At 59.4% G+C, this 25,926-nt stretch carries 24 protein-coding genes; 10 read left to right on the plus strand and 14 right to left on the minus strand.

What is annotated here, in order from left to right; genetic code table 11:
• Positions 1 to 8 precede the first annotated feature (8 nt).
• Positions 9 to 2,369 carry a TonB-dependent receptor gene (locus ACIOMO_RS12625; protein WP_212546317.1) on the minus strand — a complete coding sequence of 787 codons (2,361 nt, stop codon included), beginning with the start codon at positions 2,367 to 2,369 and terminating at the stop codon, positions 9 to 11.
• Positions 2,370 to 2,534: 165 nt separating this feature from the next.
• On the opposite strand from ACIOMO_RS12625, the gene ACIOMO_RS12630 reads away from it, so the two are divergent.
• Both ACIOMO_RS12630 and ACIOMO_RS12635 read left to right on the plus strand, forming a co-directional pair.
• The gene (locus ACIOMO_RS12630) at positions 2,535 to 3,479 is read left to right on the plus strand and encodes a LysR family transcriptional regulator (protein WP_401240991.1); all 945 of its coding nucleotides are present in this window, start codon (positions 2,535 to 2,537) and stop codon (positions 3,477 to 3,479) included.
• A 190-nt stretch (positions 3,480 to 3,669) separates the two neighbouring features.
• The gene (locus ACIOMO_RS12635) at positions 3,670 to 5,286 is read left to right on the plus strand and encodes an alkaline phosphatase family protein (protein WP_401240994.1); all 1,617 of its coding nucleotides are present in this window, start codon (positions 3,670 to 3,672) and stop codon (positions 5,284 to 5,286) included.
• A gap of 104 nt (positions 5,287 to 5,390) precedes the next feature.
• Here the strand turns inward: ACIOMO_RS12635 and ACIOMO_RS12640 are convergent, their stop codons facing one another.
• Positions 5,391 to 6,311: a TauD/TfdA family dioxygenase gene (locus ACIOMO_RS12640; protein ID WP_053116486.1), complete on the minus strand. Its 921-nt coding sequence runs from the start codon at positions 6,309 to 6,311 to the stop codon at positions 5,391 to 5,393.
• A 181-nt stretch (positions 6,312 to 6,492) separates the two neighbouring features.
• Here ACIOMO_RS12640 and ACIOMO_RS12645 point away from each other — a divergent pair, with 181 nt between their 5' ends.
• Positions 6,493 to 7,413: a LysR family transcriptional regulator gene (locus ACIOMO_RS12645; RefSeq protein WP_401240997.1), complete on the plus strand. Its 921-nt coding sequence runs from the start codon at positions 6,493 to 6,495 to the stop codon at positions 7,411 to 7,413.
• Positions 7,414 to 7,545: 132 nt separating this feature from the next.
• Here ACIOMO_RS12645 and ACIOMO_RS12650 read toward each other — a convergent pair whose 3' ends face one another.
• Positions 7,546 to 8,559: an ABC transporter substrate-binding protein gene (locus ACIOMO_RS12650; protein WP_053116484.1), complete on the minus strand. Its 1,014-nt coding sequence runs from the start codon at positions 8,557 to 8,559 to the stop codon at positions 7,546 to 7,548.
• Between the two features lie 392 nt (positions 8,560 to 8,951).
• On the opposite strand from ACIOMO_RS12650, the gene ACIOMO_RS12655 reads away from it, so the two are divergent.
• From ACIOMO_RS12655 to ACIOMO_RS12665, 3 genes are read left to right on the plus strand one after another with little or no spacing between them, the layout of a single operon-like run.
• Positions 8,952 to 10,550 (plus strand): ABC transporter permease, encoded by a 1,599-nt coding sequence (locus tag ACIOMO_RS12655; protein ID WP_212546321.1) that lies wholly within the window; start codon positions 8,952 to 8,954, stop codon positions 10,548 to 10,550.
• The gene (locus ACIOMO_RS12660; protein ID WP_053116482.1) at positions 10,547 to 11,362 is read left to right on the plus strand and encodes an ABC transporter ATP-binding protein; all 816 of its coding nucleotides are present in this window, start codon (positions 10,547 to 10,549) and stop codon (positions 11,360 to 11,362) included. Before ACIOMO_RS12655 ends, ACIOMO_RS12660 begins: the two co-directional genes overlap by 4 nt.
• A 14-nt stretch (positions 11,363 to 11,376) precedes the next feature.
• Positions 11,377 to 12,987, plus strand: coding sequence for an arylsulfatase (locus ACIOMO_RS12665; protein ID WP_053116481.1), 1,611 nt, complete (start codon positions 11,377 to 11,379; stop codon positions 12,985 to 12,987).
• 115 nt (positions 12,988 to 13,102) lie between these two features.
• On the opposite strand, the gene ACIOMO_RS12670 is transcribed toward ACIOMO_RS12665, so the two are convergent.
• On the minus strand, positions 13,103 to 14,176 hold the full coding sequence (locus tag ACIOMO_RS12670) for a fatty acid desaturase (RefSeq protein ID WP_401241002.1): 1,074 nt from the start codon (positions 14,174 to 14,176) through the stop codon (positions 13,103 to 13,105).
• A 100-nt stretch (positions 14,177 to 14,276) separates the two neighbouring features.
• Between ACIOMO_RS12670 and ACIOMO_RS12675 the strand changes: the two genes are divergently transcribed.
• Entirely contained in the window at positions 14,277 to 15,281 is a 1,005-nt protein-coding gene (locus ACIOMO_RS12675; RefSeq protein WP_401241005.1) for an AraC family transcriptional regulator, read from the plus strand.
• A 3-nt stretch (positions 15,282 to 15,284) separates the two neighbouring features.
• Here ACIOMO_RS12675 and ACIOMO_RS12680 read toward each other — a convergent pair whose 3' ends face one another.
• The 4 genes from ACIOMO_RS12680 to ACIOMO_RS12695 form a co-directional block, all read right to left on the minus strand.
• Entirely contained in the window at positions 15,285 to 16,508 is a 1,224-nt protein-coding gene (locus ACIOMO_RS12680; RefSeq protein ID WP_401241007.1) for a type II toxin-antitoxin system HipA family toxin, read from the minus strand.
• Positions 16,501 to 16,749, minus strand: a complete 249-nt coding sequence (locus ACIOMO_RS12685) for a helix-turn-helix domain-containing protein (RefSeq protein WP_401241009.1) — start codon at positions 16,747 to 16,749, stop codon at positions 16,501 to 16,503. Before ACIOMO_RS12685 ends, ACIOMO_RS12680 begins: the two co-directional genes overlap by 8 nt.
• A 110-nt stretch (positions 16,750 to 16,859) precedes the next feature.
• On the minus strand, positions 16,860 to 18,248 hold the full coding sequence (locus tag ACIOMO_RS12690) for a heavy metal sensor histidine kinase (RefSeq protein WP_401241011.1): 1,389 nt from the start codon (positions 18,246 to 18,248) through the stop codon (positions 16,860 to 16,862).
• A complete protein-coding gene (locus tag ACIOMO_RS12695; protein ID WP_053116476.1) occupies positions 18,238 to 18,918 on the minus strand; it encodes a heavy metal response regulator transcription factor in 681 nt (226 codons plus the stop codon). The genes ACIOMO_RS12690 and ACIOMO_RS12695 overlap by 11 nt, the downstream gene beginning before the upstream one ends.
• A gap of 135 nt (positions 18,919 to 19,053) precedes the next feature.
• On the opposite strand from ACIOMO_RS12695, the gene ACIOMO_RS12700 reads away from it, so the two are divergent.
• Positions 19,054 to 19,539 carry a heme-binding protein gene (locus ACIOMO_RS12700; RefSeq protein ID WP_401241014.1) on the plus strand — a complete coding sequence of 162 codons (486 nt, stop codon included), beginning with the start codon at positions 19,054 to 19,056 and terminating at the stop codon, positions 19,537 to 19,539.
• A 12-nt stretch (positions 19,540 to 19,551) separates the two neighbouring features.
• Positions 19,552 to 19,962, plus strand: a complete 411-nt coding sequence (uraH, locus tag ACIOMO_RS12705) for a hydroxyisourate hydrolase (protein WP_016987599.1) — start codon at positions 19,552 to 19,554, stop codon at positions 19,960 to 19,962.
• Positions 19,963 to 20,117: 155 nt separating this feature from the next.
• Here the strand turns inward: uraH and ACIOMO_RS12710 are convergent, their stop codons facing one another.
• Complete coding sequence (locus tag ACIOMO_RS12710) at positions 20,118 to 20,795, minus strand: Crp/Fnr family transcriptional regulator (RefSeq protein WP_401241019.1); 678 nt, start codon at positions 20,793 to 20,795, stop codon at positions 20,118 to 20,120.
• Positions 20,796 to 20,879: 84 nt separating this feature from the next.
• Between ACIOMO_RS12710 and ACIOMO_RS12715 the strand changes: the two genes are divergently transcribed.
• Positions 20,880 to 21,404 carry a DUF962 domain-containing protein gene (locus tag ACIOMO_RS12715; protein WP_401241022.1) on the plus strand — a complete coding sequence of 175 codons (525 nt, stop codon included), beginning with the start codon at positions 20,880 to 20,882 and terminating at the stop codon, positions 21,402 to 21,404.
• A gap of 108 nt (positions 21,405 to 21,512) precedes the next feature.
• On the opposite strand, the gene ACIOMO_RS12720 is transcribed toward ACIOMO_RS12715, so the two are convergent.
• From ACIOMO_RS12720 to oscA, 5 genes are all read right to left on the minus strand, one after another.
• The gene (locus ACIOMO_RS12720; RefSeq protein ID WP_122594084.1) at positions 21,513 to 22,502 is read right to left on the minus strand and encodes a sulfate ABC transporter ATP-binding protein; all 990 of its coding nucleotides are present in this window, start codon (positions 22,500 to 22,502) and stop codon (positions 21,513 to 21,515) included.
• Between the two features lie 3 nt (positions 22,503 to 22,505).
• Entirely contained in the window at positions 22,506 to 23,378 is an 873-nt protein-coding gene (cysW, locus tag ACIOMO_RS12725) for a sulfate ABC transporter permease subunit CysW (RefSeq protein WP_034151824.1), read from the minus strand.
• A 13-nt stretch (positions 23,379 to 23,391) separates the two neighbouring features.
• Positions 23,392 to 24,210, minus strand: coding sequence for a sulfate ABC transporter permease subunit CysT (cysT, locus tag ACIOMO_RS12730; protein ID WP_008080019.1), 819 nt, complete (start codon positions 24,208 to 24,210; stop codon positions 23,392 to 23,394).
• Positions 24,211 to 24,415: 205 nt separating this feature from the next.
• Positions 24,416 to 25,429 carry a sulfate ABC transporter substrate-binding protein gene (locus ACIOMO_RS12735; RefSeq protein WP_008080017.1) on the minus strand — a complete coding sequence of 338 codons (1,014 nt, stop codon included), beginning with the start codon at positions 25,427 to 25,429 and terminating at the stop codon, positions 24,416 to 24,418.
• A 148-nt stretch (positions 25,430 to 25,577) separates the two neighbouring features.
• A complete protein-coding gene (oscA, locus tag ACIOMO_RS12740) occupies positions 25,578 to 25,760 on the minus strand; it encodes a sulfur starvation response protein OscA (protein ID WP_034151822.1) in 183 nt (60 codons plus the stop codon).
• Positions 25,761 to 25,926: the final 166 nt, after the last annotated feature.

A 25,926-nucleotide genomic window follows, 5' to 3' on the forward strand; every position in this document is an offset into this window, starting at 1 on the left:
ATGACTTATCAGAAGTCGTAGCGACCGGTGACGCCGAGGGTTCGCGGTGTGCCGAGCAGGCCTTCATAGCCGCCGTTGCCGCCCGTCCACAGGGTCGTGTAGTAGGTTTTGTCGAAGGCGTTTTTCAGCCACAGCGAGATGTCCCACTGCCCTTGGTTGAAGTCGCCGCGCAGGCCGGTGGAAAGGTTGACCACCGCGTAACTCGGGATCTGCCCATAGTCGGAATCCTCGACCGTGCCGACGGCTTTCGAGCGGAAGGCATAGCTGCCGGTGACGTACGGTTCGAAGCCGTTATCGAGATTCCATTTGTATTCGCCGTTGGCGTTGCCGATCCATTTCGAAGCGCCGACCACTTGGTGACCGCTGAGGTCGCAAGACGCCGGGGCACCCGGCGCCTGACTGATTTCCGGCGGGCACGGCGCGTCTTTGTAGGAGAGGTAGCTAACGTCGTTGAAGGAGCCGTTGAAGTTAAGGGTCAAGCCACGCAGCGGGATCACCGTGCTTTCAAACTCGACGCCGCGCGAGCGCACGGAACCAGCGTTGGTCAGGTATTGCACGCGGTTGACGTCGTCGTAAGCGTTGGTCTGATAGGCGTTGACCTGCGTCCAGAAGACGTTGGCGTTGAGCTGCAAACGACGATCCCACAGCGTACTTTTGAAACCGAGTTCGGCGTTGTTTGCGCGTTCGGTGCCGACCAACAGCGAGTCGGCGCCGGCGGCGGGTGCAGAGCCGACTGAGAGGTTAACGCCGCCGGATTTTTCGCCGTGAGACACCGTCGCGTAACCGAGCACATCGTCAGTGATGCGATAGCTGAGGTTGAGCAAACCGGACGGGCTGGAACTGTACTGATTCAAGTCGCCGGAATCGTAGGCGCCGGCACGACCGCGCCGCGCCGTTGCCGCTGCACCCGTCACCGCCGCGCCACCGACCGGCGCATCGCGAGTGACCCAGGCGTTCTTCTCTTCATAGGTGCCGCGCACGCCGGCGGTGAAATCCAGGCGCTCGGTCAGATGCCAGGTGCCTTGGGCAAACAGCGCAAAACTGTCGGTCTTGATATGGCCGTTGCCGACGCTGCCAATGTTGGCCAGCGCACCGGCCGGCGTACCGTTCCAGATGTCCGCTTGCGGGCCGTAATAGGCGAAGGATTTGTTGTCCAGATCGTTGCCGAAGTAGTAGGCGCCGACGACGTAATCGAAGAACTCGCCCTTGGGCGACGCCAGGCGAAATTCCTGTGAGTACTGTTTGTCTTCTACCGAAACACCAGCGTTGTAAGTTGACGCGACGTTGAGACCATCGTCATTTTTCGGGGTGAAATTCCAGAAGCGATACGAGCTGATCGAGGTCAGGGTGAAATCGCTCGGCAGTGCCCAATTGGCTTCAACCGAGGTGCCGCCCTGATGCACGGTGACGTGTTGATCGCTGTCCAGATTGACCTTGCGGTGCGAGCCGTTGACCAACGTTGCCCCGGCCGCCGCTGCCCGCGCCGAGTAAAGATTGACGCCGTTGATGGTCGGCCCGGTGTCGTACAGCACGCGGGTGCCGGCACTGGAATCCTCTTCGTTGTAGTCGCCGATCCAGCGCAGATTGAAGTCTTCGTTGGGCTTGAACAGCAACTGGGCGCGGAAGCCATCGCGCGAGCCGCCGTTCAAATCATGGCCGTTGTATTCGTTCTTGATGTCGCCGTCACTGCGCGTGCGATAGGCGGAAAAACGTCCGGCCAGCTCATCGTTGAGCGGCCCGGAAATCGTGCCTTTGGTTTGGAAATAACCGTCTTCGCCGACCGAGGTTTCGATGCTGCGCTCAGGCGTGAAGGTCGGCGCGCGGGTGCTGATGTTGATCACCCCGGCGGTGGTGTTTTTACCGAACAGCGTACCCTGCGGCCCACGCAAAACTTCGAGCTGTTCGATGTCCATCAAATCGAACACCGCCATGCCTGGACGGCCGAGATACACGTTGTCGATGTACAGCCCGACGCTGCCTTCCAGACCATCGCTCGCCGGGTTGTTGCCCAGGCCTCGGATCGACACGCTGGACTGCCGCGCATGCATGTAGGCGACGTTGACGCTCGGTACCAGTTGCTGCAAATCCTGAATCCGGTAAACCCGTTGCGTCTCCAGATTCTGGCCGCTGACCACGCTCATCGGCGTCGGTACATCCTGCGAACTTTCTTCGCGGCGGCGAGTGGTCACGGTCACGGTTTCCAGCTGCGAACTGTTGGCCGCCGGTTTGCCTGCGGGTACCGGCGTCGGGGTTTCCGTTTCGGCGGCGTAGCTGTGAGTCCAACTGGCGCTCCCTGCCAGCAACAAGGCCAGAGGCAGGCGTTTGAGCCGTCGTGGTGTTAAGGGTGACGCTAGGTTCAACGGACTCATGGCGCGGCTCCTGGTCAAAAAACACACAGACATCTTCAGCGCTGCATATTCTTTTAAGTTATTTATTTATGGATTTACAAATATTTACTGCATAAGAGATTGCCTTTATAAGGAGTCGACCTAATGCATATCCAATGCATTTCCCGGATATTTTTTATGTGAAAAATGCATATCGACTTGCGACAACTTCGTCACTTCATCGCCTTGGCTGAACAACGCAGCTTCGTCGCCGGCGCGCAGGCGGTGAACCTGTCGCAGTCGGCATTCAGCCGTAGCATTCAGGCGCTGGAGCACAGCGTCGGCTGCCAGTTGGTCGATCGCGGGCGCAAGGAATTACCACCGACCAAACAGGGCCAGGTGCTGCTCGAACACGCGCGGCGGCTGGTCAGTGGTGCGCAGCAAATGGCCAACGAGATCAGCCAGTTCAATGGGCTGGAGGCGGGGGAACTGCGCTTTGGTTGCGGGCCGGCGCCGGCAGCAGGTTTGATCCCGCGCGCAATTGGCAGCTTCATCGGTCGCTACCCGAAAGCGCGGGTGCAGTTTCAGGTCGATGATTGGCAGAGTTTGAGCAAACGCTTATTGAGCGAAGAGTTTGAATTCTTCGTTGCGGACACTCGGCATTTCGAGGCGGATCCGGATTATCAGACGCATCGATTGCGCCCGCGCAAATGGCATTTCTGCTGCCGCGCCGGGCATCCGTTGGCGGCATTTGATCGAGTCACCGCCGAGCAATTGATGAGTTATCCGCTGGCGGTGAGCATCCGCCCGCCGAACCTGCGCAAGGTGATTGTCGACCTCAGCGGCCGCCCGGATTTCACCCCGCATGTGGAGTGCGAAAACAGCTCGAGTCTGCTCAGTGTGGTGCTGCGTTCGGAGGCGATCGGGATTGTCGGCGCGTATTCGGACGCCCTGCATCAGGCCAAGGGTGAGCTGGTGTGTTTGCGGGTTGAGGGTTTGGCGGATGATCTGGAGGAGCTGTATACGCGCTATGGGATTGTCAGCCGCGCGGGGTATCGGTTGTCGCCGTTGGCGGAGGCGATGATTGAGCAGATCAAGGTGATTGATGCGGTGGATGAGGAGGTGTGTTCGCTGGAAAGACTTGCCGTCTGATCGACCGCTATCGCGAGCAGGCTCACTCCTACATTTGAAATGCATTCCCCTGTAGGAGTGAGCCTGCTCGCGATAGCGCCAGTACTGGCACCGATGCACTCCCTGCATAAACCCCATTCCCCAAATGCACTTGCCGAACACCCCCACCGAAAGCGAAAACCCTCGCCTGTCCCACTGACCGGTGAACCCCATGCCCACCCCGCCAAAACCCGTGCGCAACGTGCTGTACATCATGTGCGATCAACTGCGCCGCGATTACCTGTCCTGCTACGGCCACCCACATTTGCACACGCCGAACATCGATCGTCTCGCCGCCGCCGGCGTACGTTTCAGCCGCGCCTACACCCAAGGCACGATCTGCGGCCCATCGCGGATGTCGGCCTACACCGGGCGTTACGTCAGCAGCCATCAAGTCGCCTGGAACGCCGTGCCGCTGCCGCTGGAAGAACTGACGATCGGCGATTACCTGCGCCCGCACGGCATCCGCACTGCACTGGTTGGCAAGACTCACGCAACGGCGAACGTGGATGCCTTGCAACGTCTGGCGATCAACCCCGAGAGCGAGCAAGCCGAAATTCTCAACGAAGTCGGTTTCGAACCGTACATGCGCCACGACGGCATCTATCCCGACGATCCGCTGTTCGATGACAAACGCGAATCTGCGCCCTACACCCATTACCTGCGTGAACAGGGCTTCGACGGCAAAAATCCCTGGCACGACTGGGCCAACGCCGCCGAAGGCGACAACGGCGAAATCCTCAGCGGCTGGCAAATGCGTCATTCGAAATTGCCAGCACGAATTCCCGAGCAGCACTCAGAGACTGTCTACACTACAAATCGAGCCATCGACTTCATCACCGAGCAAGGCGAGAAATCGTGGTGTTTACACCTTTCCTATATCAAACCGCACTGGCCCTACATCGTACCAGCGCCGTACCACGCCTTGTACAGTACGAAATCGATTCTCGAACCGATCCGCGCGACGCCCTCCGAAGCCAGCAAACACCCCGTATACACTGCCTTTCGCCAGCATGAGGAAAGCCTCAACTTCTCCCGCGATTCAGTACGATTGACTGTAATCCCCACGTACATGGGCCTGGTCAAGCAAGTCGATGATCAACTTGGGCGTCTGTTCGATTTTCTGCAGAGCAATGGCCGTTGGGATGACACGTTGATCGTGTTCACCAGCGATCACGGCGACTTTCTGGGCGATCACTGGCTCGGCGAGAAGGAGTTTTTGCTGGAGCAGGCGGTGGGCGTACCACTGATCGTGCGCGACCCTCGGGCGGCGGCGGATTCCACGCGCGGCACGGTGGATGATCGGCTGGCGGAAACCATTGATGCGTTGCCGACGTTTCTTCAAGCGCTGGGATTGCCGGCGGCGGAGCATCGACTTGAGGGTCGTTCGTTGATCCCGCTTCTGCACGGAGAGAATCCGGACTGGCGCCGCTATGCGATCAGCGAATACGACTACGCGTTTCAGGCGCCTGCGCGGGAGCGACTGGGCCAGCCGATCGATCGTTGCCGCATGACCATGGTGCGCAGCGAACGCTGGAAATACCTGGCGTACGACGGCTTTCGGCCGCAGTTGTTTGATTTGCTGAATGATCCGCAGGAGCTGCGTGATTTGGGCGAGGATCCGGAATTCGCGGCGGTGCGCGAGGAGCATGCAGGGTATTTGTTTGAGTGGGTGCGGGGGTTGAAGCGGCGCACGACGATCAGTCATCAGGAGATTGATGGGCGTGGACAGCGGTTTCGGTATGGTGAGCCGGAATCCGAGAAAGTCGTTCAGATCGGGGTTTGGTGATTCCGGTAGGAGCTGCGGCACGCTGCGATCTTTTGATCCTGATCTTCAAATCAAAAGATCGCAGCCTCGTTTCACTCGACAGCTCCTACAGGTATCGAGCTCGATCAGACGCCGACGATGTCCGCGCCTTTGATAGTCTGGCTACGCTGCCCGTTCGCCCCCACCGGCACCTCACCCTTCAACGTCACCCGACGCACCACCCGATCCTGAGTCCCGTAATCATCAATCGCATAATGCTGCGTCGAACGGTTATCCCAGATCGCCACATCACCCGCCTTCCAGCGCCAGCGCACAGTGTTTTCCTGACGGATCACATGGCTCTGCAAAAGCCCAAACAAATGCGCCGAATCGGCCTGCGAGTAACCTTTGATGCGTTTAACGAAATGCCCCAACAACAAGCTCTTCTCGCCGCTGATCGGGTGCACGCGCACCACCGGGTGCTCAGTCTCGTAAACAGTCGATGTGAAAACCTTGCGATAGCGCTCCAGCTTCTCTGCCGACACGTCCGGTTTCGCACTGGCGTAGTCGTACTCGTTGCTGTGCACGGCGACCAGTTTATCGGCCAGTTCACGCAGTTCGGTCGGCAAGCCGTTGTATGCCGTCGCGGTGTTGGCCCACAGGGTGTCGCCACCGAATGCCGGGGCCACCACCGAGCGCAGGATCGAGGCTTTCGGGTAAGCATCGACGAAGGTCACGTCGGTGTGCCAGGAGTTGGCGCGCTGACCTTCCGCGCCGTCCAGTTCGAGCAGATAACGCGTGCCTTCACGGGACGGCACGGTCGGGTGCGCCACCGGTTCGCCGAGCAAATGAGCAAAGGCTTCCTGACGCTGATCGTCGAGCTGAGTCTGTTCGCGGAAGAACACGACTTTGTACTGTACCAGTGCCTGTTGAATGGCTTCGACGGTGGCGGCGTCCAGTTCACCGGACAAGTGCACGCCACGAATCTCGGCGCCAATACGACCGGCCACCGGGTGAATTTCCAGCGCGTGGACAGCGGGTTTTACTGCGAGTGCGGCATTGCTCATGGGTAGACCCTCATCGACTGCTTACGGTTGGGCGGCAGCGAAACATTGCTCTATCTATATTCCATTTACATCTAATAGATATTCACATGCTTCGTTGACGGAATAAGAGCTTGCATTTAAAACCTCTAGCAACCCTCGTCGCAAATGCCTTCGAGCTATTTTTAGGATGCCGGAAAAGCATATGGATCTTCGCCAGTTGCGCTACTTCATCGCCCTCAACGAACACCGCAGTTTTGTCCGTGCGGCGGACGCGATGGGCATCACTCAACCGGCGTTCAGCCGCAGTATTCAAGGGCTTGAGCAGGAGTTCGGCTGCGTGCTGGTGGATCGCGGCAACAAGGATTTGCGCCCCACCCCCGAAGGCCAAGTGGTGCTGCAACACGCCCTGAGCCTGGTACAAGGCGCGGCGATGCTGAGTGCTGAAGTGACGCAGATGACCAAGCTCGATGCCGGCGAAGTGCACTTCGGTTGCGGCCCGGCGCCGGCGGTGAAACTGGTGCCGAATGCAGTGGCGCAATTCATCAATGCGCACCCGAAAGTGCGCACCTGTTTTCAGGTGGATAACTGGGAAAAACTCAGCCGTGCGTTGAGCCGTGAAGAGATCGAATTTTTCATCGCCGACATTCGTCATTTCGAGGCGGATCCGAACTTTCAGACGCAAGCACTGACGCCCAAGCGCGGAGTGTTTTTCTGCCGTCCGGGGCATCCGTTGTTGGCCAAGGAAAGCCTGTCGACCAACGACATGTTCGACTACCCGCTGGCGACCACGCGGATCCCGCCGGGCATTCGTAAACTGCTGGCGAACCTTAGTGGCAGGATCGATTTTTCGCCGACCATCGAGACCGAGCATTTTCCGGCGCTGGTGAAAGTGGTGCTGCAATCGAATGCGATTGGCGTCGGTACGGAAGAGGCGTTTGTCGAGGACATTGCCAAGGGTTCGCTGGTGCTGCTGCACTGGCGCAATTTGCCGCAGAACCTGGAGAGCATGAATGCGCGTTGCGGGATTGTCAGCCGTACCGGGTTTCGGCTGTCGCCGGCGGCGCGGGCGATGATCGAGACACTGGTGGCGGTGGATCGAGAGGAACATCGCGTCGCTGTTTAAAGAGGATCGTTCCCACGCTCTGCGTGGGAATGTAGCCCGCGGACGCAGAGCGTCCATTGATGCATTCCCACGCAGAGCGTGGGAACGATCGGTACCCCTGTAGGAGCTGCCGCAGGCTGCGATCTTTTGCTTTTAGAGCTTGGCCGCTGCCAACCCAGGCGCCACCCATTCATTGACCTTGAACGGCTTGCGAATCAGCCTTTGCTGCGCCGCCAGATCCACCTTGTCCTGCAAGCTACCCAGGAACGCCGGATCCAGCGTCGACGGGAATACTTCGCTCAGTTTCTGATCTTTCAGATCTTCAGTGAGGATCACCGGCGGATAACTCGCCAGCCCCGACACCAACTGCACGTACGCATCCTTGTTGCTGTCCTGCGTCAGCCATTCCACGGCCTGCTGCTGCGCCTTTAACAACTTCGCCACCGCTTCCGGATGCCCATCAACAAACTTGCCGCTGCCCACCAACACCGACTGCACACTGCCGGCCCCGCCCAGATCCTTGGTGTTCAACGGCAACTCGGCCAAGCCCTTGATTTGCAATGCCGCCAACCCGGAACTGCCCCACGACGCATCAATCTGCTTCGCCGCCAGTGCAGCGGTCGCGCCGGTGAAGTCGAGGTTGATGACCTTCAGATCCTTCTCGCTCAAGCCCTGACTGGCCAGCGCCGCGTCAAACGACAACTGCGTCGCGGTGCCCTTGAAGATCGCCACACGCTTGCCCTTCAGATCCTGCAAGGTCTTGATCCCGGAACCCGGCACCACGCCGAGATACTGCTTCACCCCACGTGCACCGGCATTTAGCAGCCGCGTATCGAGGCCGTTGGACTTGCCAATGATCGCCGCCAGATCCCCGAGATACGCCAGATCAACCTGACCGTTGGCAAACGCCTCATTGATCACTGGCCCCGCACCCTTGAAGAAATTCCACTGAATCTTGATGCCCTGATCGGCAAAGGCCTTTTCGAAGATCTGCTGATCACGCAGCACGTCGACCACACCGCCTCCACTGTGTTGAGTGCCGGCGCTCAGGTCAGGCACGGCGATGCGGATTTCCTTCAGCTCATCGGCCTGCGCCGTCAGCGTAAGAAAACCCGCCAGCGCCGGGGCGGCAAACAGGCTGATGACACGTTTGAAAGGAAGGTTCATGGGTGCGGCTCCTTGATCAATACAGGTGTTAAGGAGCCGAAAGTAGGCCGAAGCACCACCTACGCTTAAATACTATAAAAGCACATTTTTATAGCTTTTAACGCTAAGCGAACAACGCCGGGGCTTGCAGCGGCGTATGCATTAACAGCATCGAAAATATTCTTCGAATGCATTGGATGCGTGTGGGCTGGAAGCCTTAAATGGCGCTGCTTATCTCTTTAAATACGTTTTTAACTACTGCTTATAACTTTTAGTTTTTAGCTAATACCGCTAAAGATCGCAGCCTTCGGCAGCTCCTACATGGGATTGCGTTGCCCCTGTAGGAGCTGCCGAAGGCTGCGATCTTTTGATCTTGACTCGATCTCGATCCAACCCGACAACGGAGGTCACCCATGGCCCGTCAATCTCTGCTCAGTTTGCCGCTGCCAGCGCCACCGCTGAAAAGCCGACGCTCCTGGCCCAGCATCAACCAACGCCTGTTGCCATGGCTGCTGCCCATCAGTCTGTTCGCTCTATGGTGGCTGGCCGCGCGCAACCAATGGATGAGCGAGCAGATCCTGCCGGCGCCATCGTTGGTGTGGAGCAGCGCCGTCGAGCTGTCGCAAGGTGAGCTGTGGAGCCATTTGTGGATCAGCCTGCAACGCTTGTTCTGGGGTTTGCTCGCAGGGATTTCCGCCGGTGCAGTGCTGGGTGCTGCGCTGGGTTTCAGCCGCCGTCTGGAGCGTCTGATTTTCCCGACCTTCGCCGGCCTGGCGCAGGTGCCAACGCTGGCGTGGATTCCGCTGTTCATGGTGTTTTTCGGCATCGGCGAAGTGTTGAAACTGGTGGTGCTGATCAAAGCTATCGTCGTCCCGGTGACCTTGCACACGCTGGTCGGCGTGCGTGACGCTCAGCCGAAACTGCGCGAAGCCGCTGCCGTGTTGCGACTGCCACCGCGCCTGCTGATCCGTCGACTGGTGCTGCCCGCCGCCCTGCCCGCGTTCATGGCCGGTGTGCGTTTGGCGCTGGCCGCTGGCTGGACATCGCTGCTCGCAGTCGAGTTGCTCGCCTCCAGCGAAGGCATCGGTTATCTCATGGTCTGGGCGCGCCAGCTGTTCATGCTTGACATCGTTTTCGTGTGCATCGTGGTGATCGGTTTGATCGGCGTGGCGATGGATCGCGGCATCGGTCTGCTGGATAAAAAACTGGTGCACTGGCCGCACCCGGCCACTGCGGAAATTCGTCGCGGCCCGCGCTATGAAGGCTGGCAGCGTTTGCAACCGTGGCTGCTGCCGCTGGGCTTGCTCGCGCTTTGGCAACTGGCGAACGATCAACAGTGGGTCGATCCGAATATTCTGGTGAGCCCGCTGGCCGTGCTGATTACGGCGTGGGACGGTCTGCTCGATGGCACGTTGATCAACGGCATGGCCCTGAGCCTGGGTCGCACCCTCGGCGGTTTGTTGCTGGGCGGCGGACTCGGTTTGGCCCTCGGCTTGCTGCTGGGTTTGTCACGCACCAGCGAACGTGTGCTCGGCCCGACCCTCGCCGCGCTGCGTCAGATCGCGATTTTCGCCTGGGTGCCGTTGCTCACCGCATGGTTCGGTTTGGGTGAACTGGCGAAGTGGGTGTTCGTCGCCCTCGCCGCATTTTTTCCGCTGTTTATCGCCACGCAACGCAGCGTCGCCAACCTTTCGCCGCAACTCAACGAAGCCGCACAAGTGCTGCGCCTGAGCCTTGGTCAACGCCTGCGCAGACTGGTGCTCCCCGGCGCCGCGCCGGGGATTTTCGCCGGTCTGCGCCTGAGCCTGATCTACGCCTGGCTCGGCACCATCGGCGCTGAATATTTCATGCCGTCCAACGGCGGCATCGGCAGCCAGATGATCGGCGCGCAACAACTGCTGCGCATGGATCTGATCATGGCGTGCATGCTCTTCGTCGGCCTCACCGGCGCCCTGCTCAACCTTATTGGCCAACGCCTGGAAATTCGCGCGACCCGCTGGAGACACGCATGAACGCACCCATTGTCAGCTTCACCCACGTAGGCAAATCCTTCGACGTCGACGGTTTCGAACTGGAGGCGATTCGCGAATTCAACCTGGACATCGCCGAGGGCGAATTCGTCGCCATCGTCGGTTCCAGCGGCTGCGGCAAATCCACCTTGCTGCGTTTGTTGGTGGGTCTTGATACGCAATTTCGCGGGCAGATCACCGTCGATGGCAAAGCCGTCAGCGGCATCGGCGGCGAGCGCGGCATTGTCTTCCAGGAACACCGGTTATTCCCGTGGCTGACCGTCGCCGACAACATCGGCCTCGGCCTGGTCAACGAGCCGCTGAGTGCTGCACAAAAGCAAAAACGCATCGACGATTTCATCGATCTGGTCGGCCTGCGCGACTTCACCCGCGCCTATCCGCACCAGCTCTCCGGCGGCATGGCACAACGCGTGGCGATTGCTCGCGGCCTCGTCGCCAGCCCGCGCATTCTGCTGCTCGACGAACCCTTTGGCGCCCTCGACGCGCTGACCCGCCAGCAGATGCAGGACGAGCTGTTAGCGATCCGCAATCGCGCGAAGATCACCACGATCCTCGTCACCCATGACGTTGAGGAAGCGATCTTCCTCGCCGACCGCGTGGTGGTGATGGAGCCGCGTCCTGGGCGGATCAAGCAAGTGGTCGACATCGCCCTGCCCCATCCGCGCCAGCGCAGCAGTTTCGACTTCCATCAGTTGCGTGAAGAGCTGCTGCACGAACTGACCAGTGATGACCATTACCAACCGAGCGTGCCGGTGCAGATCCGCGATCTGCCGCTGACGTTCATTGCCTGCTGAACAGGAGTTTCGCAATGCCGCAACGTCCCAATTTTCTGGTGATTCTGGCCGACGATCTCGGCTTCTCCGACATCGGCGCGTTCGGCGGCGAAATCGCCACGCCGCACCTCGATGCCTTGGCCAATAATGGCCTGCGCCTCACCGATTTTCATACCGCACCGACCTGCTCGCCGACCCGCTCGATGCTGCTCACCGGCACCGACCACCACATCGCTGGCATCGGCACCATGGCCGAGACGCTGACCCCGGATCTGATCGGCAAACCGGGTTACGAGGGTTACCTCAACGACCGCGTCGTCGCCTTGCCCGAGCTGCTGCGCGAGGCCGGTTATCAAACGTTGATGAGCGGCAAATGGCACCTCGGTTTGAAAGCTGAACTGGCGCCGCATGCGCGCGGTTTCGAGCGTTCGTTTTCGCTGCTGCCGGGCGCGGCCAACCACTATGGTTTCGAGCCGACTTACGATGAGCAAACGCCGGGCCTGCTGAAATCGACCCCGGCGCTGTACATCGAAGATGACCAGTTTCTCGACGAATTACCGAAGGATTTCTACTCCTCCGATGCCTTCGGCGACAAGTTGCTGCAATACCTCAAGGAGCGTGATCAAACCCGGCCGTTCTTCGCTTACCTGCCATTCTCCGCACCGCACTGGCCGTTGCAGGCGCCCGCTGACATCGTCGATAAATACCGTGGCCGCTATGACGCCGGCCCGGAAGTGTTGCGCCTTGAACGGCTGGAAAAACTCAAAGCCCTCGGCCTGATTGAGCCAGACGTCGAGCCGCATCCGCTGATTCAGTTGACCAAACAGTGGGACGCGTTAAGCGACGAGCAAAAGCAGATTTCCGCGCGGGCGATGGAGGTCTACGCGGCGATGGTCGAGCGCATGGACTGGAACATTGGCCGGGTCGTTGACTACCTGCGCCAGCAGGGGCAACTCGACAACACGTTCATCCTGTTCATGTCCGACAACGGTGCCGAAGGCGCACTGCTCGAAGCGTTCCCGAAATTCGGCCCGGAACTGGTGACGTACCTCAGCCAGCACTACGACAACAGCCTCGACAACATTGGTCGGGCCAACTCTTACGTCTGGTACGGGCCGAACTGGGCGCAGGTGGCGACCGCGCCGTCACGGCTGTTCAAAGCGTTTACCACCGAAGGCGGGATTCGCGTGCCGGCGCTGCTGCACTATCCGCAGCTGGCGATCAAAGGGCAGATCAGCCATGGCTTCGGCACGGTGATGGACATCACGCCGACGATTCTCGATCTGGCCGGTGTGCGTCATCCGGGCAAGCTGTGGCACGGTAAACCGGTGGCGCCATTGCGTGGCAAATCGTGGCTGGGGTTCTTGTCGGGCGAGACTGCGCAGGTGCACGACGAGCACACGGTGACGGGTTGGGAATTATTTGGGCGAAGGGCGATTCGGCAGGGATCGTGGAAAGCGGTGTGGATCCCCGGGCCAGTGGGGCCGGCGACCTGGCAGCTTTATGATTTGAGCAGCGATCCGGGGGAGATTCATGATCTGGCGTTGAGTCAGCCGGAGAAGCTCAGCGCGTTGATCGGGCATTGGCAGCAGTATGTCGAAGAGACCGGGGTGATTTTGAGTGAGTCGCCTTTCCAGCCAGATTGATGTTGGCTGATCTGACGCCTTCGCGAGCAAGCCCGCTCCCACAGGGGATTTGTGTCGATCACAGATCCAATGTGGGAGCGGGCTTGCTCGCGAAGAGGCCTTTAAAAACAACCCATCAAGCCTGGGCTGTACGCACCTCTTTACTCACCACCTCATCCTGGCGAACAAACCGGTTCGCCCGCCCAAACGTCCCAAAATCATTAAACCTCACCCCCATCTCGCGCATCACCTTATGCGCCACCGGCACGGTCATCTGACGAATATAAAACGGCTCCTTCACCACAAAATGATGAATCCCGTGGCTGCTGCCAAAGTTGAAGCAGAACGCCTGCAACGGCCACAGCCACCAAGGGTTGAGCACCTGACACTGCTGCAGCACATTGCCCAGTTCAACATCGCCGTAGTAATGCATGTTCGAGCTGATGAAGTGCAGGCAAAACGTACGCAAAACATTCGGGCCGATGATCACCACAGCGGCAATATCGATCACCTGCATCACCGACAACGTCGTCGCTGACCATTCAATCGGCGCGCCCAGCAGGTACGCGATGCCATTGGCCGCATGGAAACCGAGAAACACATACCACGCACCCCAATGCACCAGCGCCAGCGGCGCGTAGACCTTCAACGTGCGCTTGATAATGCTGAACTTGTGCGCCCAGGTCTTGGCCCGCAGCATGCGGATAAATGCCGACATCACGTTGTCGCCAACCATCAGCAAACGTGCAAAACCCCACGGCTCGCCGTTGGTGATCGCGCGTTCTTCCATATCGGTTTCAGTGCCGGAAACCTTGTGGTGATTGAGGTGCAGATGCCGACGAATCCACGGATTGATCGTGCTCGGCCGCGCCAGCCACACCAGGCCCATCATCAAATTGTGCGGCACGCGTTGCTTGCGGAAATACATGCTGTGGATCAGGTCGTGTTCCAGCTCATGGGTCAGCGAAGCGAAAAACGCATTGAGCAAAAGGCACGCCCACCACGCCATATGGCCGGTGATGTACAGCGTCGCCGAGCCGATCATCCCGATCAGGGCAAAGGCCAGAATCCCCGCGCCCAGCGCATCCTGATGCTTGAGAATCGGGTAGCGCTCACGCAATTCGACGCCTTTGGCCAGCACCACTTCGCGAATATGTGCTGATCGCTGGGCCGCATTGTGTCGCTGGGGACTTGCAGAAGTACCGTCCATGCTTCCATCCTCGGGTTTATGATGTTCGCATCGTGCCTCGCCAGTGCTTCAATTGCGGTAGCCGAGAACGCCAACCTGTTGACCGGAAGCGCCAATCAGCATGAAGGAACCGACCTCCCTCGCCAGTTGGACCCGTGCCTTGCGCAAACAACTTGATGCGCTTGGGCTGGACAGCATTGCCCTGTGCCAACAGGCCGGGCTTGATCCAAATTTGATGGACGACCCCAACGCGCGCTATCCACTGTCCGGCACCACGCGCCTGTGGGAAATCGCCGTGCAGGTCAGCGGCGACCCGGCGATTGGTTTGCGCGTGTCGCGGTTCGTCAGCCCGACCACGTTCCATGCGCTCGGTTATGCGCTGGTCGCAAGCGGCAGTTTGCGTGAAGTGTTTGAACGCATCGTGCGCTATCACCCAGTGGTCAGCGATGCGCTGGAACTGGAACTGAGCCGCAGCGAAGACCGCTATCAATTCCGTCTGAAAATTCCGTCAGGCAATCCGGCGCCAGCCTTCGAAGCCATCGACGCGTTCACCGCGATCTACGTGCGCACTTGCCGCAATCGCCTCGGCCGCGATTACGCGCCACTCGCCGTTTATCTGCGCCGTCCGGAACCAACCGACGCGCACCAATGGCACAAAGTCTTCCGCGCCCCGGTGCACTTCGGCTGCGCCGAAGATCGTCTGGAGTTCGCCCTCGTCGACTTCGACAGCCACCTCGACGACGCCAACCCGGAACTCGCTGAACACAATGAGGCAGTGCTCAAACGCACCATGGCTCAGCTCCAGCCGCTGACCTGGGAGCGCAAGGTGCGCGATGCCATCGAAGAACAATTGCCGGAAGGTGAGCCGAGCGCTGAGCGAATTGCTCAAGCGTTGCATTTGAGTTTGCGCAGCTTGCAACGGCATCTGGCGGATGAGGGTTGTCGCTTCGACACACTGCTCAACGAGAGCCGCGAGAACCTGGCGCTGCTGCACCTGCGCGATCCGCAGTGTTCGTTGAGTGAGGTGAGTTATTTGCTCGGGTTCGCCGATACCAGCAGCTTCAGCCGCGCGTTCAAGCGCTGGACGGGGATGACGCCGGGGCAGTTTCGGGATGGGTTGCGCTGATCGTCAGCCTTTAGCCAGACTGCGTTCCATACCGGATGACCATTGTTCGATCATCGCAGCACCCATCGCGGCGAACGCCGGATGACTGGCGCCGTACTCCGCCATTTCGCCCATTGCCACCTGCATACCGTTAGTGACTTGCTGCAGTAATTCATTGCAACGCGCCTCCGTCAGATTGCAGGCCGTACGACCGAACCGCATCAGCATTTTGTGCTTGGGCCAAGCCTTCGAGCCACCCAAGAGCAACGCCATACTGTCGTTCTTTATGTAGACCGATGTGGTGATGATGTCGTATGCGGGCGCGAGTCTGATTGTCGATTCCTCGCCGCAGCTTTCGTAAAGCACGCCGAAGTTTTTGAGATGAGCGTCGCCGTTTTTCACGCCTGCGGACAAAGCCACAATCTTGAAAAATGCTTCCAGCGCCAGATTGAGCAATGCAGGCGAAACAAACGCTTTGATCTGCCGGGCCGCGCCTTCGTAAGAGCCGTCGTATTTGGCTTTCGACGGCCAACCGTTGAGTACGCAGAAGTCCTCAAAACCCAGGTAGCCCGTAGCGCTCAAATCAAAGCGCTCGATAACCAGAAACCTGCCATGTTCGCTGAGCTCGAAGTTCGGCACGTCTAGCCCGCAGTGTTGCGCGGCACGCATGCAGAAGTATTCGTTGGTCGCCAAGTGCGGAAATTCATCAGCCCGAAAAGCTTTGACCAAATGGGTCGATCCCCGATGCGTCAGACGATCAATCGCAGCCGCACTGTCACGTACCAGCACTTTAGGCTGCACCCCGGACACTCCGGAATACTGGCCATAGGTTTGCAACAGATCCTCGAACAGGCCTTGCGCACCATCGTGCACCAGCAGATCGGCCAGCGACGTTTCAGGCGGGCGATCCGTCATCGATGGGCTGGCAATGGATAACCGACCGAGCTGATAGGGGCCGACAATGGCCAGCAATGCAAAGTCATCGAAGCCGCGAACTGCTTTGCTGAAACGCCGAACCAGCTCATCACGAAGGGCGCCTTCGGGCAGATTCATCTCGAAAACCGGATGAATGCCATGCTCCCAACGATAACTCTCCAGGCGGGACGGCATTGTCAGTGACACGGCATTTTCAGCAGTGGCTGTTTCGCGGTAATTGAAGACGCTGTCGAATCTATCTTGCCCGCGCGCCAACGTTCCCACCGCTTGCCCGCCGACACAGACGTTTAATCTATCCGACAACTCAGTCATGGAAATTAACCTGTTGCAGCGTATCGAGTGTCGGTCGACGAGACTGACGCGGAACCGCAGTCAGCTCATAGCCAAAACCGTTGAGGATCGCTTCGACTTTGCGTAGGCCGATTTCCGAAATAGTGTTGTTTTCGATCCCCGAAATCGTCGCGCGGCTCATTCCGTATTGCTGAGCCAGTGCCTGCTGGGTCATTTTGTTCGCCTTGCGCAGGGCTTTGATCAACTCGCCAAGCTGTTCCATGGGGCTTCCTGCATCAAATATGGTGCAAATTTAGATATATGTTTAATTTGCATCGCATTTGATGCACTTACTGAACAAGATTAGCCTAGTTCCCAGTGATCACGAAAGAATCACTTGCTCACCACAAACCCCAGCTCAAAAACAGTGCCGTCAGCATCACTACTCACCCGCACCTGTCCCCCATGCAACTGCATGATCGACTGCACGATCGCCAACCCCAAGCCACCCGAATCCCCCGGTTCTGCCCGTGAAGGATCGACGCGGTAGAAACGGTCGAACAGTTTGCTCAGATGTTCCTGCGCAATCGCCGGGCCATGGTTGTGCACTTGCAACCAGCACTCACCCGACTCGTCGCGGCGACGCAGACTGATCACCGATCCTTGATCGGCATGACGCACGGCATTGGCCAGCAGATTGCCGAGTGCCCGTTGCAACAGTTGCTGATCGGCAAGCAGTTCACCGTGCAGTTGATTGTCCAGCCGCACGTCACGGTCATCCGCCAAGGCTTCAAAGTAATCACACAGCTCACCGCCAACGCTGTGCAAATCCAGGATTTGCAGATTCAGCGCGCGTTCGGCCTGTTCTGCCCGGGCGAGGAACATCAGGTTTTCCGCCATGCGCTTGAGCCGTTCGAACTCTTCCATGTTCGAGGCCAGCACTTCCTGATATTCCTCGGTGCTGCGCGGATGATTCAGTGCCTGGCCGTTACTGGCGAGCAAGGTGTGCAACGGCGTGCGGATTTCGTGGGCGAGGTCGGCGGAGAACTGCGACAGGCGCTGCACGCTGTCGTCCAGCCGCGCGAGCATGCCGTTGAGCGCCTGCACCGGTTCAAGCAATTCTGCCGGCGTGCCATTGGCAGGCAGGCGTTGATCAAGGCTCCGCAGATCGATGCCGCGCACCGCTTCGCTCAACTGCCGCAACGGTTGCAGGCCCCGGCGCAGTAAGAGCAAGCCCAAGGCAAAAGCGAGCAACGCACCGAGGCCAACCGACAGGTACAAGCGCATGCGATAACTGCCGAGCATCTGCTCACGCTCGCTCAGCACTTTGCCGGCAATGACCGTCAGCGGCTCGCCGTTCGGCCCCTGCGCTTCGCCGGACAACAGCGCCAGTTCAGCACCGTCCGGCGCTTGCCACGTGAGTACATCGGGACGCTGCGGCGTTTGCTCGCGGGGGATGGCGTTCAGTGCGGGCAACTCGCGTTGCCGTGGATTGATCGCGATCACGCTCGATCCGTCGGCGCGGCGCACCAGCAACAGGCTGTCGAGATTGCCGAGCATGTTCTGATACAGCCGAGGCCGCGCCTGCAAAGCGCCGAGGCTGTCGCTGTCGGCGAGCAAGGCGCGCACTTGCTCCAGTCGACCGAGCAACGCGAGGTCGTCGCGGTAGGCGATTTCCGAGGCCAGCGAGCGGTAGAGAAACACGCCAATCGCGCTCAGCACCAAGGCGCAAACAATGGCGAACGCCAGCGCCAGTCGCCAGGCGATCGACTTAGAGCGCATCGTCCGGCGCTTCCAGTTGATAACCGACACCGCGCACGGTGTGGATAAGTTTCGGCATGTACGGATCATCGACTTTCGAGCGCAAACGCCGCACGGCGACTTCGACCATGTTGGTGTCGCTGTCAAAATTCAGGTTCCACACCTGCGAGGCGATCAGCGTGCGCGACAGCACTTCGCCCTGGCGACTGGCGAGCAGTTGCAGCAGGGCGAACTCCTTGTTGGTCAGGGCGATGCGCTGGCCATTGCGGCTGACGCGGCGGCGCAGCACATCGATTTCCAGATCGGCGATGCTGTACGACTCGGCTTCGCGCATCGGCCCGCGGCGCAGCAAGGTGCGTACGCGCGCGAGCAGTTCGGCGAAGGCAAAGGGTTTCAGCAAGTAATCGTCGGCGCCCAGCTCGAGGCCGCGCACACGGTCTTCGATGGCGTCCTTGGCGGTGAGGAACAGCACCGGCGTGGCGCCGCGCTGGCGGATCAGCTGCAGCAATTGCCAGCCATTGAGGCCGGGCAGCATCACGTCGAGGATGATCAGGTCATATTCCTGCTGCTCGATAAAGTAGCGCCCATCGAGGCCATTGAGCGCCACGTCCACGGCAAAACCCGACTCGCCCAAGCCTTTGGCGAGGAAATTTGCGGTTTTGGCTTCATCTTCTACGACCAGCAAACGCATGGCACACCTCGATTGATAGGCACACAGGCTAGGCGCCTTCGGCGACGTTGCCCATTACAAACTTGTAATCCAACTGACGAGGTTCTGACGAAGACCGGCGATTAAGGTGACGACCTTCGCTTCTGGAGCTTGTCCATGACCCTGAAATTCTTGCTCGCCAGCCTGACCCTCGGCCTCAGCGCCGGGGTTTACGCTAGCCCGGAACTGCCGCGTCACGCTGACCTCGACCTGAAAACCGCACGTCTGCTCGCCGACACCGCCATGGCCAACTGCACCGGCACGGTGTCGGTGCTCGATCGCGGCGGCAACTTGCTGGTGACCTTGCGCGGCGACGGCGTCGGCCCGCATAACACCATTGCCAGCCAACGCAAGGCGTACACCGCGCTGTCGACCAAAACCGCCACTCGACTGTTCGCCGAGCGCGCTCGCAGCAATCCGGAAACCGCCAACCTCAACACCCTCGACGAGTTGTTGTTGCTCGGCGGCGGGATTCCATTGTTCGCTGCTGATGAATTGGTTGGCGCGATGGGCGTGGCCGGTTCCGGCGGCGGTGAGCAAGACGAAAACTGTGCGATCGAGGCTGCCGAGAAAACCGGCCTGGCCACCACCCGTTCCCAATAAGGAGATGCATCGATGAATACTTTGCGCATGACTTTCGCCGCGCTCGGCCTGAGCGCTTTCTCAAGCCTGGCGCTGGCCGCTGGCAACCCCTTGAGCGTGCACGTGCTCAATCTGGAAAACGGCCTGCCGTCGCCGGGCATCAACGTGACCCTGGAGAAACATGTCGGTCAGGACTGGCAGCCGCTGGCTCAGGGCACCACCAATGAACAAGGGCGGATTGCCGAACTGTTCCCGGCCAAGCAGCCTTTTGAGGCGGGTGAATACCGCGTGGTGTTCAAAACTGGCGAGTACTTCAAGAAGGTCAAGCACGACACGTTCTTCCCGGAGATCCCGGTGATTTTTGAAGTGAAGCAGACCGATCAGCACTACCACATCCCGCTGCTGCTGAGCCCGTACGGCTTCTCGACCTATCGCGGCTCGTAAAATAAACACAGATCCTCGGAACAGGCCTCTGTGGCGAGGGGATTTATCCCCGATGGACTGCGCAGCAGTCCCATTTTCAGGGCCGCTGCGCGCCCCAGCGGGGATAAATCCCCTCGCCACAAGTATAGGTTTCCACTGTGGATAATGTGGCGCCGTTAGATCGTGGCCAGGGCGCGCAATAGCGTGGCATCGAGGATTTCGATCTCACCATACCCGAGCCCGATAATTCCTTGCCCCTGCAAGTCCTTGAGGATCTGGTTAGTGGTCTGCCGCGACAGCGACAGCATCGACGCCAACTGCTCTTGCGGCAGTTGCAGCACCCGGCGTGGCGCGTCGAGTTCGCCGTAGCCTTCGGCGATCATCAGCAAGCGATGAGCCAGACGCGCCGGCGCTGGCAGCAGGCTCAGCTGTTCGAGGTTGATAAAAGCCAGCCGCAGTTTGTGGCTCATCAACAGCGCCAGATGTCGCCAGTACACCGGGTTCTCATCCAGCAACTTCAGCAACGTCACCTGCGGAATATTCAGCAGCAGGCACGGCCCCACAGCATAAGCATCATGCGTACGCGGCTGCCCGTCGAACAGGCAGATTTCGCCAAACCAGTGCGGCGCCTCCACCAGACTCAACAGCGCCTCTTTGCCCTGCTCACTCACCGCACCAATGCGCACCGCGCCCTCAAGCACCGCGTACAAACCGCAAGGCGCATCACCACGCTGAAACAAGCGCTGCCCTGCCGTCAGCCGCCGCTCCCGGGCCGCCGCCAGCAAGCTATCCTGAAAGGACACCGGCAGATGACTGAACCACTGGCCGCTCATCAGCCGTGAACGAATTTGCATAAACACTCCTGGATTGTCGCCTGCCTGACAGAGCGAACCCTGATCCCGAGGGATGATGCGATCAACCCTACCGGAGGAACAACAATGAAAAGCCTCGTCGACCATCTCAGTCAATACGCCGCCTACCACCGTGATCCGCGCAACATCGCCAGCCACTTTATCGGCATTCCGCTGATTGTGGTGGCGGTGGCGGTTTTGTTGTCGCGGCCGGAATGGTCGCTTGGCGGCTTGTGGATATCTCCAGCCGTTATCGTGGCGCTGGCCTCGGCGTGGTTTTACCTGAGACTGGAAGTGAAGCTCGGCGTATTGATGACCGCGCTGATGGGCCTGTCGGTCTGGGCCGGGCACGTCTTGGCGCAGCAGAGCACCATGGTCTGGCTGAGCAGCGGGCTGGCGATGTTTGTGGTGGGCTGGGTGATCCAGTTTGTCGGGCATCACTATGAAGGGCGCAAACCGGCGTTTGTCGATGATGTGTCGGGGCTGATTGTCGGGCCGTTGTTTGTGGTGGCCGAGTTGGCGTTCATGCTCGGGATGCGGCATGAGTTGAAAGAGCAGATCGAGGTGCGGGCGGGGGTTGTGCGGGTCAATCCGAATCGTGCGGCTGTCTAGACCGCATTCGCGAGCAGGCTCGCTCCCACAGTGGATGGGTGTTGAACACAAAATTTGTGAACAACCAAAATCCCTGTGGGAGCGAGCTTGCTCGCGAAGCTTTTGATCTTAAAGGCTGGCGACTTTCTGCCAGACCTTCGGCTTGAAGAACAGGGTTTCACCCTTGGCCAAGCCGATCAGGCTGTCGTGGTCTTTCACCACTTCGGCCTCGATCAAATCCGTCTGCCCCTCAACCTTCAACGTCACCCGCGTGGTCGCGCCCAATGGCCGAATATCGCGCACCTCTGCCGCATGGTGATCTTCCAGCTCATGCCTCGACAACGACACTTCGTGCGGGCGGAACAGCACGTGATTGTCGTCGCTCAGCAGCAAGCGGTTCGAATCGCCGAGGAAGTGATAAACAAAATCGCTGGCCGGGTTTTCGTAGACGTCGCCCGGTGAGCCGATCTGTTCGATCACGCCTTTGTTCATCACCACGATACGGTCAGCGACTTCCATCGCCTCTTCCTGGTCGTGGGTCACGAACACCGAGGTCAGGTTGATGTCTTCGTGCAGACGCGCCAACCAGCGGCGCAGCTCTTTCCGCACCTTGGCATCAAGGGCGCCGAACGGCTCATCCAGCAGCAACACTTTCGGCTCCACCGCCAAGGCGCGAGCCAGCGCAATACGCTGACGCTGACCTCCGGACAACTGCTCCGGATAACGATCCGACAACCAATCCAGCTGCACCATGTTCAGCAGTTCGTGAACCTTGACCGCGATCTGGCTTTCGCTCGGGCGCTGGTTTTTCGGTTTCATGCGCAGGCCGAACGCGACGTTGTCGAACACGGTCATGTGGCGGAACAAGGCGTAGTGCTGGAACACGAAACCGACGTTGCGATCACGCACGTCGTGGCCGGAAACGTCTTCACCGTGGAAAACGATGTTGCCCTGATCCGGGGTTTCCAGACCGGCAATGATCCGCAGCAGCGTGGTCTTGCCGCAGCCCGACGGGCCGAGCAGCGCGACCAGTTCACCGCTGTGAATGTCCAGGCTGATGTTGTCCAGCGCCTTGAACGCATTGAAATTCTTGCTGACGTTACGCACTTCGATCGACATGAATTATTCCTCCGCGGCGCTGGCGCGCAGGCGGTTGATACGGTTTTCGCTCCACTGCTTGGCCAGCAGGATGAAGAGCGCCAGGATCAGCAACAGGCTCGCCACGGCGAACGCGGCCACGTGGTTGTATTCGTTGTAGAGGATCTCGACGTGCAGCGGCAAGGTGTTGGTCACCCCGCGAATGTGCCCGGAAACCACTGACACCGCACCGAATTCACCCATGGCCCGCGCGGTACACAGCACCACGCCATAGATCAGGCCCCACTTGATGTTCGGCACAGTTACATGCCAGAACATTTGCCAGCCATTGGCGCCGAGCAGTCGCGCGGCTTCCTCTTCCTGCGTGCCTTGTTCCTGCATCAGCGGGATCAGCTCACGGGCCACGAACGGCACGGTGACAAAAATCGTCGCCAGTACGATGCCCGGCAAGGCGAAAACGATCTGGATGTCGTGATCCTGCAACCACGGCCCGAACAGTCCCTGCGCGCCGAACATCAGCACGTAGACCAGACCGGCAATCACCGGCGACACCGAGAACGGCAGGTCGATCAGCGTCACCAGCATGCTCTTGCCGCGGAACGAGTATTTGCTCACGCACCACGCGGCGCTGACGCCGAACACCAGGTTCAGCGGCACCGAAATCAGTACGGCGAACACGGTGAGTTTCAGTGCCGACAGTGCGTCCGGTTCAAAGATCGCGGTGAAAAATGCACCGAGGCCATTCTTCAAACCCTGCGATACGACGATGAACAACGGCAGCAGCAGAAACAGGAAAAAGACCAGCCAGCCAAGGCCGATCAGGACTCTGCGCGAAGTGGCACTGCCACGGCGTGCAGCGTTGGCCGAAGAGGCGGCCGCAATAGACGATTGGGACATTGTTCGCGCCTCCTTATGGGGTTTCGATGCGCCGCTGCAGCAAGTTGATCAGCAGCAACAGGACGAAGGAAACCACCAGCATCAACACGCCGATAGCGGTGGCGCCGGTGTAATCATATTGGTCGAGTTTGACCATGATCAGCAGCGGCAGGATCTCGGTTTTCATCGGCATGTTGCCGGCGATGAAAATCACCGAACCGTACTCGCCAACGCCACGCGCGAACGCCAGGGCAAAACCGGTGAGCCAGGCGGGCAGCAGCGCGGGGACGAGGATGTGGCGGAACACCTGCAAGGGTTTCGCACCGAGGCACGCGGCGGCTTCTTCGACTTCACGAGGGATGTCGGCCAGCACCGGCTGCACCGTGCGCACCACGAATGGCAGTGTGACGAAGGTCAGCGCGAGGGTGATACCGAGCGGGGTGTAAGCGATTTTGAAACCGAGGTCAGCGGCGAATTGCCCGACCAGGCCGGCCGGCGCGTACAGCGCGGTCAACGCAATACCGGCAACAGCGGTCGGCAGCGCGAACGGCAGATCGATCATCGCGTCGATCACCTTGCGCCCCGGGAACGTGTAACGCACCAGCACCCAGGCCAGCAGCGTGCCGATGATGCCGTTGATGATCGCGGCACACAGCGCGGTGCCGAAGCTCAGCTTCAATGCCGCCAGCACGCGCGGTGCGGAGATGATCGCCCAGAACTGATCCCAGGTGAGTTGAGCGGCGTGGACGAACATCGCCGCCAGCGGGATAAGCACAATCAGGCTGAGGTACACCAAGGTGTAGCCCAGCGTCAGCCCGAAGCCGGGTATGACGGGGGAGATACGACGCGACATAAAAGTCCTTGGTTAAAAACGCATCAATGTGGGAGTGAACCCTGTGGCGAGGGGATTTATCCCCGTTGGGCTACGCAGTAGCCCCAAAATCGGCAAATGCGGAAAACCCGATACACCGCATGTGATGGTTTTGGGGCAGCTTCGCTGCCCAACGGGGATAAATCCCCTCGCCACAAAAGCCCGCTCCCACAGTTTTGTAGTCAGATTACTGCGCCTGATAAATCTGGTCGAACACGCCACCGTCGTTGAAGAATTTCGGCTGCGCGGTTTTCCAGCCGCCGAAGTCCTTGTCGATGGTCACCAGGTCCAGTTTCGGGAACTGCTGGGCGTATTTGGCGGCGACTTCTTTGTCACGCGGACGGTAGAAGTTTTTCGCGGCGATTTCCTGACCGGCCGGGCTGTACAGGTGTTTCAGATACGCTTCGGCGATCTGCTCGTTGCCTTTTTTCTCGGCATTCTTGTCGACCACGGCCACTGGTGGCTCGGCGAGGATCGACAGCGAAGGCACGACGATGTCGAACTTGTCGGCGCCGCCATCTTCTTTCAGGGCCAGAAACGCTTCGTTTTCCCAGGCCAGCAACACGTCGCCCTGACCGTTGTTGACGAAAGTAATGGTCGAACCGCGCGCACCGGTGTCGAGGATCGGCACGTGCTTGAACAGGGTCTGTACGTATTCTTTGGCTTTGGCTTCGTCACCGCCATTGGCTTTCAGGCCGTAGGCCCACGCGGCGAGGAAGTTCCAGCGTGCGCCGCCGGAGGTTTTCGGGTTCGGCGTGATCACCGAGACGTCGTTTTTGACCAGATCGCCCCAGTCCTTGATGCCTTTCGGGTTGCCCTTGCGTACCAGGAAGACGATGGTCGAGGTGTACGGCGTGCTCGCTTCCGGCAGACGCTTCTGCCAATCAGCCGGCAGGGTCTTGCCGAGTTTGGCGATTTCGTCGATGTCGCCGGCCAGAGCCAGGGTCACCACGTCAGCGCGCAGACCGTCGATCACTGCACGGCCCTGCTTGCCCGAACCACCGTGGGATTGCTGGATTTTCACGGTGTCGCCGGCATGATCTTTCTGCCAGAACTTGATGAATTCAGCGTTGTAGTCCTGATACAGCTCGCGCGTCGGGTCATACGACACGTTGAGCAGTTCGTAATCCTTGGCAACCGCGGAACCGGCAAACACAGCACTGGCCAGGGCGGCCAAAGCGTAACGGCGAATCGACGACATGGTGAAAGCTCCTGGAATTCGGGTGGTGGCTTTTTTCTTATGTATTTCGCAAATCGTGGTGCCGGTTCAAAGATCGCAGCCTTCGGCAGCTCCTACACACACAGCCCCCTGTAGGAGCTGCCGCAGGCTGCGATCTTTTGATCTTCACTCAGCCCGGTTGCTTACCCGGTTGCTGCAAACGAAATTTCTCTTTGCGTTCGATCTGCACGACTTGCGCGTTGTGCACAGTGATCTCCACCGCGCCAAATCGCAGATCGCGCAGAGCGCTCTGGATTTCACGCAAAATGGTGGTTTCGTCCTGACCGTCAACGCTGCGAAGGGATGCGCTCATGGTGCTGCTCCTTTGAATGGGATATGCCTGGCAGTGGGCGGCACTGCGTTCGGCGTGGGAGCAATATAAGAGAGGCGCGGATATTCTTAAAAAGACTATTTAAGAATGTTTATATAACTGAAAAACATTATGTGACGGGGCAAGGGTTTACAGCCTGTTGAAGCAA

It is taken from the genome of Pseudomonas sp. NPDC087804, from assembly GCF_044742965.1.
Lineage (GTDB): Bacteria > Pseudomonadota > Gammaproteobacteria > Pseudomonadales > Pseudomonadaceae > Aquipseudomonas > Aquipseudomonas rustica.